This window comes from Rhizobium sp. PP-F2F-G48 (assembly GCF_004342335.1).
GTDB lineage: Bacteria > Pseudomonadota > Alphaproteobacteria > Rhizobiales > Rhizobiaceae > Ferranicluibacter.
The window spans coordinates 145,019-157,976 of sequence record NZ_SLVH01000003.1 but is presented as its reverse complement, the minus strand read 5'-3'; the positions used below and the strand labels follow the sequence as shown (position 1 = coordinate 157,976).

Annotated in this window: 13 protein-coding genes; 4 read left to right on the top strand and 9 right to left on the bottom strand. The window is 66.2% G+C overall.

Going from position 1 to position 12,958, the window contains the following annotated elements; all coding sequences use genetic code 11:
- The first annotated feature begins 27 nt into the window (after positions 1-27).
- Together C8J36_RS08660 and C8J36_RS08655 are read left to right on the top strand one after the other, a co-directional pair.
- Complete coding sequence (locus C8J36_RS08660; protein ID WP_132534165.1) at positions 28-318, top strand: nucleotidyltransferase; 291 nt, start codon at positions 28-30, stop codon at positions 316-318.
- Positions 315-686 (top strand): HepT-like ribonuclease domain-containing protein, encoded by a 372-nt coding sequence (locus C8J36_RS08655; protein WP_132534163.1) that lies wholly within the window; start codon positions 315-317, stop codon positions 684-686. The genes C8J36_RS08660 and C8J36_RS08655 overlap by 4 nt, the downstream gene beginning before the upstream one ends.
- Before the next feature lie 30 nt (positions 687-716).
- Here C8J36_RS08655 and ribB read toward each other — a convergent pair whose 3' ends face one another.
- The 3 genes from ribB to C8J36_RS08640 form a co-directional block, all read right to left on the bottom strand.
- Complete coding sequence (gene ribB, locus C8J36_RS08650; RefSeq protein ID WP_132534161.1) at positions 717-1,817, bottom strand: 3,4-dihydroxy-2-butanone-4-phosphate synthase; 1,101 nt, start codon at positions 1,815-1,817, stop codon at positions 717-719.
- A gap of 13 nt (positions 1,818-1,830) precedes the next feature.
- Entirely contained in the window at positions 1,831-2,928 is a 1,098-nt protein-coding gene (gene aroC, locus C8J36_RS08645) for a chorismate synthase (protein ID WP_132534159.1), read from the bottom strand.
- 131 nt (positions 2,929-3,059) lie between these two features.
- Positions 3,060-5,789, bottom strand: coding sequence for an EAL domain-containing protein (locus C8J36_RS08640; protein ID WP_132534157.1), 2,730 nt, complete (start codon positions 5,787-5,789; stop codon positions 3,060-3,062).
- 259 nt (positions 5,790-6,048) lie between these two features.
- Between C8J36_RS08640 and C8J36_RS08635 the strand changes: the two genes are divergently transcribed.
- The gene (locus C8J36_RS08635; protein ID WP_062594618.1) at positions 6,049-6,309 is read left to right on the top strand and encodes a DUF1344 domain-containing protein; all 261 of its coding nucleotides are present in this window, start codon (positions 6,049-6,051) and stop codon (positions 6,307-6,309) included.
- Positions 6,310-6,318: 9 nt separating this feature from the next.
- Here the strand turns inward: C8J36_RS08635 and C8J36_RS08630 are convergent, their stop codons facing one another.
- From C8J36_RS08630 to C8J36_RS24850, 4 genes are all read right to left on the bottom strand, one after another.
- Positions 6,319-6,903, bottom strand: a complete 585-nt coding sequence (locus C8J36_RS08630; RefSeq protein WP_132534155.1) for a histidine phosphatase family protein — start codon at positions 6,901-6,903, stop codon at positions 6,319-6,321.
- 94 nt (positions 6,904-6,997) lie between these two features.
- On the bottom strand, positions 6,998-7,816 hold the full coding sequence (fabI, locus tag C8J36_RS08625) for an enoyl-ACP reductase FabI (protein ID WP_062469489.1): 819 nt from the start codon (positions 7,814-7,816) through the stop codon (positions 6,998-7,000).
- Between the two features lie 320 nt (positions 7,817-8,136).
- Positions 8,137-9,291, bottom strand: coding sequence for a DnaJ C-terminal domain-containing protein (locus tag C8J36_RS08620; protein ID WP_165915030.1), 1,155 nt, complete (start codon positions 9,289-9,291; stop codon positions 8,137-8,139).
- A gap of 149 nt (positions 9,292-9,440) precedes the next feature.
- On the bottom strand, positions 9,441-9,911 hold the full coding sequence (locus tag C8J36_RS24850) for an RT0821/Lpp0805 family surface protein (protein WP_245506504.1): 471 nt from the start codon (positions 9,909-9,911) through the stop codon (positions 9,441-9,443).
- A gap of 103 nt (positions 9,912-10,014) precedes the next feature.
- Here C8J36_RS24850 and pdxH point away from each other — a divergent pair, with 103 nt between their 5' ends.
- Positions 10,015-10,635 carry a pyridoxamine 5'-phosphate oxidase gene (gene pdxH / locus C8J36_RS08610; RefSeq protein WP_132534151.1) on the top strand — a complete coding sequence of 207 codons (621 nt, stop codon included), beginning with the start codon at positions 10,015-10,017 and terminating at the stop codon, positions 10,633-10,635.
- Positions 10,636-10,639: 4 nt separating this feature from the next.
- On the opposite strand, the gene C8J36_RS08605 is transcribed toward pdxH, so the two are convergent.
- Entirely contained in the window at positions 10,640-11,677 is a 1,038-nt protein-coding gene (locus C8J36_RS08605; protein ID WP_165915006.1) for a polysaccharide deacetylase family protein, read from the bottom strand.
- A gap of 129 nt (positions 11,678-11,806) precedes the next feature.
- Positions 11,807-12,718, bottom strand: coding sequence for a hypothetical protein (locus C8J36_RS08600; protein ID WP_132534149.1), 912 nt, complete (start codon positions 12,716-12,718; stop codon positions 11,807-11,809).
- Positions 12,719-12,958 lie beyond the last annotated feature (240 nt).

Genomic DNA, 12,958 nt, shown 5'->3' with positions numbered 1-12,958 from the left:
ATGATGGTTCCAAGCCGAGGATCGAAGATGAAGCCGTCCGCCGCCGTCGAGAAACACCGCGAAGCCATTCACGCGCTCGTGCGCCGCTTCCACCTGTCCAATCCTCGTCTTGTCGGCGCTGCGGGAGAGAACAGCGAGGCCGAGAGCGACGAGCTCGAATTCCTGGTCGATGACCGCCCTGGTACGACTCTCCTCGATTTGGGCGGCCTGCAAGTCGAACTGGAGGAATTGTTCGGGACGCAGGTCTATGTACTGACGCCCGGCGATGTGCCCGAGTATCGCAGAGAGAAGGTCCTCACCGAGGCGCGCCCGGTATGAGAGCATTCAGTGCCGTCGGCCATCTTCTTGCCATGCAGGAGGCCGGCCTGCAGGCGCTGGAATGTTGTATCGGCATCGACCATGCCGCCTTCCTCGCCGACAAGAAGACCCATCAGGCCGTGCTCTTCAACCTGATGATCGTCGGCGAATCCTCGTCGCGCATTCTGAAAAGCAGCCCTTCCTTCACAAGCCGCTTTCCCGACATTCCCTGGCGCAACATGATGGGGATGCGCAATCGCATCGCGCATGCCCATACGACGCTGAACCTCGCGACCATCTGGGCGACCCTCGAACAGAGCATTCCGACACTGATCGAGACGCTCCCGACCCTTCTCGATGCCGCCCGGCAGGAAGAGGCTAAGGGCTGAAACCCTGCCTCACCCCGCCCCATCACTCACTCACAAAATCACCGTCTCCGAAATCTCGATCCCGAACCCTTCCAGTCCGACATAATGTCGCTCGCGGGTGGAAAGGAGTTTGATCGAGGAGATGCCGAGGTCCTTCAAAATCTGGGCGCCGAGGCCGATTTCGAGCCATTCGCTGTCGCGGGCCTGGGCTTCGCTGTGGCCTTCGCGGTCCTGCATGCCCTTGCGCGCGGTCTGCGACGCGCCGACGCCGACGGAGCCTTCGCGCAGGTAGACGACGACGCCGCGGCCATAGTCCGACATGCGCTGCAGGATGCGGTCGAGCTGGCGCGCCTGGCCGAAGACGTCCGCCCCGACATTTTCCAGATGCAGCCGCACCGGAATATCGACGCCGTCGCGGATATCGCCGAAGACGACCGCGAGGTGCTGCATCGGATCCCAGGGCAGCGAGAAGGCGTGGCCCTTGGCCATGCCGAAGCCCGTCTCGATGTCGAAGACGTCGCCGCGGTGGATCAGCGTTTCCTTGCGCTGGCGATAGGCGATGAGATCGGCGACGGACAGCTGCTTCAGGCCATGAACCTCGGCAAAGGCCGAGACCTCGGGACCGCGCATCACGGTGCCGTTGTCGTTGACGAGTTCGGAGATGACGCCGATCAGCGGCAGGCTGGCGAGCCGGCAAAGATCGACGGCCGCCTCCGTATGGCCGGAGCGCATCAGCACGCCGCCCTCGCGCGAGACCAGCGGGAAGATATGGCCCGGCCGGAGAAAATCGGTCGCGCCCGCATTGGGGTTGGCGAGGTTGCGCACGGTCAGCGTCCGGTCGTCGGCCGAGATGCCGGTCGTCGTGCCGTGCTTGAAATCGACGCTGACGGTGAAGGCCGTGGTGTGGGCGCTGTCATTGTCGGCCACCATCGCGTTGAGGTTCAGCCGCTTGGCCTCTTCCTTGGGCATGGGGGCGCAGACGATGCCGGAGGTGTGGCGCACGATGAAGGCCATCTTCTCGGCCGTGCAGTGGACGGCGGCAACGATCAGGTCGCCCTCGTTCTCGCGGCCGTCATCGTCGGTGACGACGACGATTTCGCCGGCCTCGAAGGCCCGGATCGCATCGACGACGCGCTTCTGGTCGAAGGACATGAGTGAGATCCTCTTACTTCAGGCGGCCGGTCTGGCCGCGGTCCCGCAAATAGTGATCGGCGATCGCGCAGGCGACCATGGCCTCGCCGATCGGCACGGCACGGATGCCGACGCAGGGGTCGTGGCGGCCCTTGGTGCGCACGTCCACCTCCTGGCCGTCCGCATCGATCGAGCGGCGCTCGGTGAGAATGGAGGAGGTCGGTTTGATGGCGAAACGGGCGACGACCGGCTGTCCCGTGGAAATGCCGCCGAGAATGCCGCCGGCGTGATTGGAGAGGAACACCGGCTGGCCGTCCGGCCCGATCCGCATCTCGTCGGCGTTTTCCTCGCCGGTGATGCCGGCCGCCTCGAAGCCGTTGCCGATCTCGACGCCCTTCACGGCGTTGATCGACATCAGGTTGGAGGCGATGTCCTGGTCGAGCTTGGCATAGATCGGCGCGCCGATGCCGGCGGGCACGCCCTCGGCCACGACCTCGATGATCGCGCCGACCGAGGAGCCCGCCTTGCGGATGCCGTCGAGATATTCTTCCCAGACCGGGACGATGGCCGGGTCCGGCGCAAAGAACGGGTTGTTGCCGACCTCCGACCAGTCCCAGTTCGCCCGGTCGATCTTGTGCCGGCCGATCTGCACGAGCGCCGCGCGCACGGTGAGGCCCGGCACCACGCGCCGTGCGAGCCCGCCGGCCGCCACGCGCGCCGCCGTTTCGCGGGCGGACGAGCGCCCGCCGCCGCGATAGTCGCGAATGCCGTATTTCACGTCGTAGGTGTAGTCCGCATGGCCCGGGCGGTAGCGCCGCGCGATCTCGCCATAGTCCTTGGAGCGCTGGTCGGTGTTCTCGATCAGCATGGAGATCGGCGTGCCCGTGGTGATCAGCGTTTCGCCGTCGGCATCCGGCATCACGCCGGAGAGCACGCGCACCAGATCGTCCTCGCGCCGCTGGGTCACGAAGCGCGACTGGCCGGGCTTGCGCTTGTCCATCCAGGCCTGCAGTTCGGGCAGCGTGAAGCGGATGCCCGGAGGGCAGCCGTCCACGACGCAGCCGAGCGCCATGCCGTGGCTTTCGCCCCAGGTGGTGACGCGAAAGAGATGACCGAACGTATTATGCGACATGCTGCGGCAACCATTGTCTGCTGCGGGCGGCCGAAACTGGCGGCACCCGTTCTTCGGCCGACACTCTTACTGCATAAGTTGCCGGGCGGAAACGCTTTGCGCAGAAAAACACGGCCGCCCAGGCCGGCTTTTCACGAGGCAAGCTCCCATTGCAGGACCGCGGCGCGCTTCAGGTCCTCGGCCGTCACGGGCTTGGAGAAGGCATAGCCCTGCAGGATATCGCAGCCGAGCACGGCCAGCATTTCCGCATGCGCCAGCGTCTCCACGCCCTCCGCCACGATGCCGATGCCGAGCGACCGGCCGATATCGATGATGGCGCGCACCAGCGCCTGTTCGCGCGGCGAGCCGATGATGGGCGAGACGAGCTGCCGGTCGATCTTCAGGCGCTTCGGCTTGATCTTCAGCAGGCTGACGATCGAGGTGTGGCCGGTGCCGAAATCGTCCAGTTCGATATCGATGCCGAGGGCGAGGATGCCGGCGATGTTCGCCGTGATCATCTCGTCGTCGCCATCGAGGAAAATCGCCTCCACCAGCTCGAAGCAGAGCTGCCCCGGCCGGAACGAGAGGCCGGCAAGGGTGGCGAGCAGCGTTTCGTCGCTCAGCCGTCGCGCCGAGACGTTGACCGAGATCCGGGGCATGGAAATGCCGGCGGCGGTCCACGTCATCAGGTCGATCAGGGCGCGCTCCATGACGATCCTGTCGAGCGTCGCCACCACGTTCAGGTCCTCCGCGATCGACAGGAACCTGTCCGGCGTCAGGACGCCCTCGCGCGGGTGGTTCCAGCGGATCAGCGCCTCGACCCCGCAGAGCGTCAGCGTTTCCGCATCGAACTGCGGCTGGTACCAGGCGGTGAACTCGTCGTTCTCGATGCCCTCGAGAATCTCGTCGGCGATGCGCTTGTTGTTGACGATCTCGCATTGCAGCGCCTCGCTGAAGAATTCGAAGCGGTTGCGGCCCTTTTCCTTGGCGCGGTAGAGCGCGATATCGGCATTGACGAGCAGGCGGCGGAGATCGGCGTCCGCCCCGTCGCTGACGGCGATGCCGATGCTGACGCCGAAGCGGCAGGCAAAGCCCTCGAAATCGACCGGCTGCCGCATCCGCGCGATGATCCGCTCGGACAGGGCCTCGAGCTCCCCGGATGCGGGATTTTCGACCAGCACGATGAACTCGTCGCCGCCGATGCGGGCGACCAGATCGCCTTCGCCGGCCTCGCTCTGCAGCACCTGCGAGGCATGCACCAGCATGGCGTCGCCCGCGGCATGGCCGAGCGTGTCGTTGATCTGCTTGAAGCGGTCGAGATCGAGATGCAGCAGCGCCACGTCGGTCGCCGCGTTGGTGTCGCGCTCGGACAGGGCGGCGAGGGCAGCGTCGAGCATGCGCCGGTTGCCGAGCCCGGTCAGCGGGTCGTGCAGCGCATTGTGCTCGATCCGGTCCTTGGCCGCGGCAAGCTCCGCCGTCCGCGCCTCGGCAAGCGCCTTCGCCTCCCGCAGCGCCGCCGTCAGGTGCACGTCCTCGGTGATGTCCCAGCTGATGCCCGTCACGGTCTTGCGGTGATCCGGCCCGAGATTGACGGCGCCGATATGGCGGATATGACGGATGCCCGTTGGCAGCACGACGCGATAGTCGCTCTGGTAGCGGCCGAGAAACATCACCGTCTCGGTCAGCGCGTCTTCGGCCTCGTCGAGGTCGTCGGGATGGACATGGATCTTCCAGCCGTCGGCGCCGGGCGCGCCACCGCCCGTGGCAAGGCCGTGAAGATGGTACATCCGGTCGTCCCAGCTCCGCTGCCGCGTCGCGAGATCGATTTCCCACACGCCGAAGCGGGAGCATTCCAGCGCCAGATTGAGCCGTTGCGACATGGCGACGAATTCGCGGTTGCGGCGGTCGAGCGCGGCGACCGCCCGCCGGCGCTCCCCCATCAGGCCGAAGGTCAGCACGATCGGCACGATCACGACGATGCCGCAGAGAAGAAGGATCAGGCCGATCCGGTGCGCGTTGTCGGGCGTCTGGTCGAAGCCGCCGACGGGCACGCCGGCGATCTGCCACGTGCCGCCGGGCAGGGCGACGTCCTGCAGCACCGGTTCGGCCTGGAACGTCGCATTCTGCCCGATAAAGGCGTCGCCGATATTGTCGGGGTCGGAAATGTCGCGGATCGCGAGCATGATCGGCGTGTTGCGGCCGGCAGAAACGGGGCCGGCAGAAACGGGGCTGGCGGCGTTACCGCGCTGGCTCAGCGCCGTCAGCGTCGTGCCGAGCTGGATGGCCTCCTCGTCGATCACCGCCTCGACGAACCCCCAGAGGCCGGACGAGCCGCCGCGACCCGAGAAGACGGGGAGATAGACATCGAAGCCGGCGGTGCCGTCGGGAAGAATGATCCGGCTGCCGAGCGCGGCGCGGCCATGGGTCTGCGCCCTGCGCGATGCCGTGCGCTGCGAGTAGAACGTGTCGAGCCGCGTGCCGACGATCCGCGCCTGTTCCCGGGCCGGCATGACCCGGGTGAGCACCCCGCCCGGCGCCAGGCCGATCCGCCGGATGCCGGGATTGCGCCGCATGATCCGCGTGGCGATCGCCTCGAACCGCGCCGGCGAGATGCTGCCGTCGAGGGAAACGTCGTTGGCGAGACCGGAGAGGGCGGCGGTATTGCTTTCGATGTTCGCCTGGATCTGGGCCGCGACGAGGCTCAGCGTGCTTTCCACGTCGCTCTTCAGGGCTTGGCGAAAATTGGCGCTGTTCTGCGTCTGGTAGACATAGCCGATGGCGAGCAGGGCGAAGATCGCGAACAGAGACGGGACGATCGAGGAGCGCGTGAAACGCCCTGCGATCGCCGCCTTGGCGCGAACACTGTCCCCAAACCACGTCATGCAGACAGCTTCCCTTTGAACTCGCCCAAGGGTAGTGCTCGAAGATTAAAAACTTCTTATGAAAGCAGGATGTCCACAAGCGGGCGCCGGTTCGGCGGGCGGATCGCGTCAACCCTTCGTTAACCATGTTTTCGAGAACCGGCTCCGCCGTCACATGCTCATCGGATTGTCACAAGGTTGGTGAATTTTTGCCACAATCGACGCCCAAAAACTGCATCATATTCGAACAGTGAATCACACCGCCAAGAGGGAGACACAGATGCGTTTCGTCGTTGCGACATTGATGGCGACCGCCAGTTTCTTCGCCCCTCTGGCAGCTTTTGCCGACAGCGCCGATATCGAGGCCACGATCACGAGCATCGATACGGATCGGCTGAGCCTCTCGCTGGATGACGGAAAGAGCTATCAGGCGCCGGAAGAATTCAACTTCGAAGGCCTGAAGGCCGGCGTCAAGGTGGTGGTGTTCTACACGGAAGTCGATGGCAAGCGCGTGATCAACGATCTCGAAGTCGTCCAGTAGGACCGCCGTCTAGACCCACCCGACCGTCCCGTTCTCGATCTTTAAGATACGGTCCTGCGGGATCGCGCCCATCGAGGCCTCTTCCGGCGCCAGCGCGCCCAGAAGCTTGAACACGCTGCGGATGACGCCGCCATGGCTGACGCAGACGGTGGGCACCGCAACGTCCTTCATCCAGGAGGCGATGCGCCAGGACAGGATCTCGTAGCTCTCGGCATCGCTGCCCGGCGGGATGAAGTCCCATTTCGAGGCCTCGCGCTCGGCGACCTTCTCCGGCACGCTCGCTTCCAGCTCCTCCAGCGTAAACCCCTCCCAGTCGCCGAAGGAAACCTCCTTCAGGCGCTCGTCGGTCCGGTAGGTACGCGGGTCGAGGCCCATCGCGCCGCGCAGCAGTTCCATCGTCTCGCGCGTCCGCCCGAGCGGGCTTGCCACATAGTCGAAGGCGGTCGCCTCGGTGCCGAGGATCGCGGCCAGCGCCCGGCCATTGCCGCGCGCCTGCGCGCGGCCGGTCTCGTTCAGCGGAATGTCCTTCTGGCCCTGGAGGCGGATTTCCGCGTTCCAATCCGTCTGGCCGTGGCGGATCATGTAGATCAACATCGGGAAATGCCTGCTGCAGGGGAGGGCGGATCGGGCGTAAGAAAGGGCCGGACCTGCCGGCGCCCTTCAGGATCTGCCCGATCGGGAGAAAACGTCAGTCCTTGACGACGGCGATATCCGGCGCGTCCACCGCCTTCATGCCGACGACATGATAGCCGCTATCGGCGTGATGCACTTCGCCGGTCACCGAGCGCGACAGGTCGGACAGCATGTAGAGGCCGACATCGCCGACCTCTTCGATCGTCACGGTGCGGCGCAGCGGCGCATTGTATTCGTTCCACTTGAGGATGTAGCGGAAGTCGCCGATGCCGGATGCGGCCAGCGTCTTGATCGGGCCGGCCGAGATGGCGTTGACGCGGATGTTCTTCGGGCCGAGATCGACCGCGAGATACTTCACGCTGGCTTCCAGCGCTGCCTTGGCGACGCCCATGACGTTGTAGTTCGGCATGACCTTCTCGGCGCCGTAATAGGTCATGGTCAGCATCGAGCCGCCGTCCGTCATCAGCTTTTCCGCGCGGCGCGCGACCGAGGTGAAGGAATAGACGGAGATCTGCATGGTCTTGGCGAAATTGTCGGCCGAGGTATCGACGTAACGGCCGGTCAGCTCGTCCTTGTCGGAAAAGCCGATGGCGTGGACGACGAAGTCGATCTTGCCCCAGGTCTTCTCGATATGGTCGAACACGGCGTCGATGGTCGATTCGTCCGACACGTCGCAATGGCCGGCGAGAATGCCGCCGAGTTCGGCCGCGAGCGGCTCGACGCGCTTCTTCAGCGCATCGCCCTGATAGGTGAAGGCGATCTCGGCACCCTGCGCATGGATCGCCTTGGCGATGCCCCAGGCGATCGACCTGTTGTTGGCGACGCCCATGATCACGCCGCGCTTTCCACTCATCAAACCGGATGTCTGCGCCATCGTGTCTGCCCCCGAATGCCTCTGGATCGGACCGGCAGGCGCCAGTCGAAATCTTGCTTGAAAATACAGTGCCGGAACGCGTCCGCACCCGCTCGTAAGCGAGGGTCGGTCCGGTTTGCGAGGCCTCGCTATGGCATAGGCTTACAAGGCGTTCAAGCTTGGGGAGGATCAGGAACTGTTAGGAGCGGTAACAAACGGTCAGTGTCCACCGCGAATCTCACACATCTGTCACACAGCGCGCGAGATCTCCGCCGAACGCCTCCGACAGTGCCGTTGGGCGGATGTCCGACGGGATCCGGTCTGATCGGGAAGAAACCGGATCAGAGCACCAGCCCGTCGCGCTGGCTGCGCATCAGGTCCATCAGTTGCCGGTCGGGACGCTTGCCGAGCGTCAGGCTGAGCTCGACGATCAGGTCGCCGCGTCGGCCGTCGGCGGTCGGAAGGCCCTGGCCGGCGATGCGGATGGGGCTGTCGGGGCCGGACCAGGGGGGAACGACGACAGGCGCCTGTCCCGTCGCGGTCGCCACCGTCGCGGTGCAGCCGAGCACGGCATCGTGCAGCGACAGGAACAGCGTGGTGCGCAGGTCCGTGCCCTCGACGCGGAACCGCTCGTGCCGCGCGATGCGGATGCCGACCAGCGCGTCGCCGCGGGCCGCGCCCTGGCGGTAGCCCTGTTCGCGCAGGCGGATCAGGCTGCCATCGGTGGTGCCGGGCGGCAGCGCCACCTTCAGCACCTGCCCGTCGGGCAGCGTGGCGGTCACGCGCTTGCGGTGCAGAATGTCCTCGATGGTCGCGACGGCCTCGCAGACGAGATCGGGCACGCGATCGGCGGCCGGCTTTTCGGCGCTCTTTTCGCTTGTTCTTTCCCCGGCCTTCTCGACGGTTTCGCCGGTGAGCGGCAGAATCCGGCGGAAGAGGCTGGAGACGATCTCGGCGGCCGGCGCCGCCGCGCGGGCGAGAATGCCGGGACCGGCGGGCGCGGCGGGTGCAGCGGCATCCGCCGTCGTCTCGGCGGGCGTCGCCGCCTCGTCCGCAGCCTTCGCCTCGGTTGCCGGGGCGTCGCTGCGCGGCGGCGCGGCCGGGCGGGGGGCGGCCGGCCGCGGTGGCTGGGCGCGGGCCGCCTCGGGCTTGCCGTCCTCGGTGCCGAAGATGCGCGAGACGGCCTCTTCGGCCGTCTCCGGACCCACGGGCTGTTCGGGCGCGCGCGAACGGTCGGCGCGGCGCTTCATGTCTTCCATGCGGCGCAGATCGGCGTCGCGGCGCGCCTGGTCGTAGCGATTGCGCATCTGCGGGTCCTTCAGGACCTCATAGGCACGGCCGGCCTCGGCAAAGCGGGCGGTGGCGTGCGGATCTTCGCGATTCTGGTCGGGATGAACGGCCTTGGCCACGGCGCGCCAGGCGGCCTTGATCTCGTCGGGGCCTGCATTGCGGCGGACGCCGAGGACGGTATAGGGGTCCTGCATCGACATTTTCATCATGATCCTCCAGCGACGGCGGGTTCGCCATTGCCGGCAGCGATCATGAAAAGAAGGCCCTTAAGGACAGGTTTATCCCTTGGAAACGCGGGCGGTTACATCCGCACAGGGTTAAGAAAGCGTTTGCGGAGGAAGCGAAGTTCGGTGATTCAGCTCCGCGGCCCGAAGCTGGTCAGCGTCCAGTCGCCGTCGCCCGTCCGGCAGGTATTGCCGTCGAACTTGGCGATGCCCTGATAGGAGTGGCGCGTCGTCGTGAAGCGGCGGCACACCATCGCCCCGACGGTCTGTTCCTCGATGCTGGAAATCACGCCGGCGCTGCCGGATTGCGCATTGGCCCAGGGAATGGGGTTCTGGGTGACCTCGGTCACGTCGGCGGTCGAGACCGCCGTCTGCACGGCGGCCGCATCGACCATGGCCGGGCTGGCCGGTGCGGGGACGGAGCCCGTGCGCACACTGTCGACGCCCGCCGCGTCACCGAGCCCGATGCCGTTGCCCATGCAGCCGGAAAGCCCGACGACGCAGACGCCAAGCGTTGCCGCCCCGGCGATGCGGCCAAAAAGCGCGCCGGCGGATCGGGAGAAGAGCTTGGTGTCGCAGACGCGTTTTGCTATGTCTTTCACGGTCACCCTGTCGAACTCGAAATGAATGCGGTGTCGCTCGAAACGGCATGTCCGGGGCTTACGTTCGAAGTCAGCATCGGCAGCCTGCATTGGAAACTGAATTATGACGGAAACCCGGTTAACAACTGGTGACTTCACCGAGGAAAATGAACCATTTACGCTCTTTGGCAGCTGGCTGGAGGAGGCGAAGAAGAGCGAGGTGAACGATCCCAACGCGGTCGCGCTCGCCACCGTCGATCCGGACGGTCTTCCCAACGTGCGCATGGTGCTTTTGAAGGATTTCGACGCCGACGGCTTCGTCTTCTACACCAATTTCGAAAGCCAGAAGGGCCGCGAGATCCTGGCGACCCGCAAGGCCGCCATGTGTTTTCACTGGAAGAGCCTGCGCCGGCAGGTGCGCCTGCGCGGCACGGTCGAGATCGTCGGTGATGAGGAAGCGGACGCTTACTTTCAGTCGCGCGCCCGCGGCAGCCGCATCGGCGCCTGGGCGTCGAAACAGTCGCGCCCGCTCGAAAGCCGGTTCGCGCTGGAAAAGGCGGTTGCCGAGTTCACCGCGCGCCACCCGATCGGCGAGATCGAGCGCCCGGCCTACTGGTCCGGGTTCCGCATCCGCCCGGTCTCCATAGAGTTCTGGAAGGACGGCGCCTTCCGCCTCCACGACCGCATCGAATTCCGCCGCCCCGAGACGGCCGGCGACTGGTCCAAGGTGCGCATGTACCCTTGAGGCGTCAGCGACCTTTCATCAGGCGAAACGGAATGCCCGAGGCAAGCGCCGCGACATCGCCCGGCGCCTGGAAATGGCCGTTGATCGAGATGCGGGGGAGGGCGGCCAGGTCGGCATCGGTCGCAAGCGTGCCGGGCCGGGTCGTGACCGCGACGAGCCCATGGCCGCCGGCCAGCCGCATGTCGCGCGCCGACACCGCCCGCCTGTCGCCATAGGGATAGGCGAAGCTCGATGGGCGAACGCCCGTGATGGCCGCGACAGCCTCGACCGACCGCGCGATCTCGGCCTCGGCATCCGCGTCGGACAGGCGCGCCAGCGCCGTGTGGCTGACCGTATGCGCCCCGATGGAGGCGCCCGGCAGGCGGGCGAGCGTCGCCAGCCCCGCCGCATCCAGCGTCAGCCGGTCGGTCAGCGCCAGCGGATCGAGCCCTTCCGCGCGGGCGACGCGGTCGATCTCGGCAACGGCCGCCGCCTCGTCGCCGGACTGCACGAAATCGGCAAAGCGCGCGAACGCCGCCTGCATCTGCTGCGGCGTCTGGAGATGGATGCGCTCCGGCCAGTCCTCGAATTCGAAGATCAGCCAGGGCTTTTCCTGCAGCAATGCCGCCAGCGTCTCCCACCAGAGGCTGTGCGTGCGTTTGACGAAGCCCTCCGTCGCAAACACCGTAAAGGGCACGCCATGATGGACGAAGACCGGGGCGGCATGTTCCAGATTGTCGCGATAGGCATCGTCGAGCGTGAAGACGGCAACCGGCCTCCGGTCGTCGCTCGCGAGATGCGCGGGAAGATCGGCGAGCGCGATGAACCTGTAGCCGTCCCGTTTCAGCCGCGAGAGGGCCGCGTCGAGCGATTGCGGCGTGATCTCGAGATGCGCATTGGGTGAAAACACCGCGGGAACGAACGGCCGCACATGATGCAGCGTAAAGATCGCCCCCCGCCCGCGCGCACCGCGCATCAGCCCCCCTGCCGAAAGCCCGCGCGCAACCGCCAGCCCGCCGGCAATGACGCCTCTTTTGATCAACCGCTTCACGACCGCCGACACTCCCGCTGGTGACGCCGGCGAGTGTAGGGCCGATGGGGTAAAGGCTCCCTGAACGGCGGGGCGGCGAATGCCGGATACGCAAACGGGCCGCTGTCGCGGCCCGCCTGGTCGTCGTTTTACTCCAGAGGGTTAACGACGGATATAGAGATTGTCATCATCGCGCTGGCGACCGCCGAGAGCAGCCCCGATGCCGGCGCAGATGGCGCCGATCAAGAGCGACACGGCGCCGATGAGGGCGGTGGTGGCGCTGGCCTTGCGGGCGGTTTCCGCCGCGTCCGCCGCCGCCGTCTTTGCATCCTCGATGCTCTTCAGCACGCTGTCGACGCGGCTATTGGCATCGGCTTCCGAAAGGCCGGTGCGTGCGGCGATCAGCTGCGCCAGATAGGTGCGGTCACCTTCCGGGATCGTGCCGGTCGTCGCGCCGTTCATCAGGATGCGGGAGACTTCGGACGTCGCGTCGGTTCCGTTCGGGCCACCCTGGACCGTGCGCGGATCGGCCGGGCGCAGCAGCGTGTCCACGAAATAGGACGTCGCATTGCCGGCGCTGTCGGAGGTTGCCGCAGCACCCACCGTGGTCGCGGCCGCGGTGCCCGTCAGCGAGGCCGCAGCCTGAACGCCGGTGCCGATGGTGGAGGACACGACCGAGCCGAGCAGGCCGGCGGCGACCAGCGTCGCGATCGCCCAGGCGAGAATGCCATGCGCGGTGTCGCGGAAGAACGCCTCGTCATTGTGGATGCCGCTCCATTTGGTGCGCAGGCGTCCGGTCATGTAGCCGCCGAAGGCCGAGGACAGCCATTGCACGATGACGATCCAGACGGCGGCGGAGACGGCGAAGGTCGTGACCGACGGGCCGTCATTGCCGAACGGGGAGGCGACGCTGAGGCCGAGGCCGGAGCCGAGCAGAGTGAGAAGCAGGGTCAGGGCCGACGCCGCGACGGCGCCTGCGAAGATAGCGCCCCAGCTGACGGCGGACTTGGCGGATTCCGCCGACGACACGGAAGCGGCCGCCGCGGGAAGGACGGCGGTGAGAGGCTTTGCCATCTCCGCCTCCTAGCGCACGAACAGCATGATCAGGATGATGATCGGGATCGGAATCCCCAGAAGCCAGAGCAGAATGCCGCGTCCCATGATGTCTCTCCTTGCTGTCCGGACGCACTGTCCGGATTTGACCATCGTCAACTGAAAGGACGCGGGAAAGTTCCGTGGCGGAGGAGAGACATCAGGCGGAAGCGTCATGCCTTCCGCCTGAAATAAAACGCTTTTTTAGCGGGAGCATGCCAG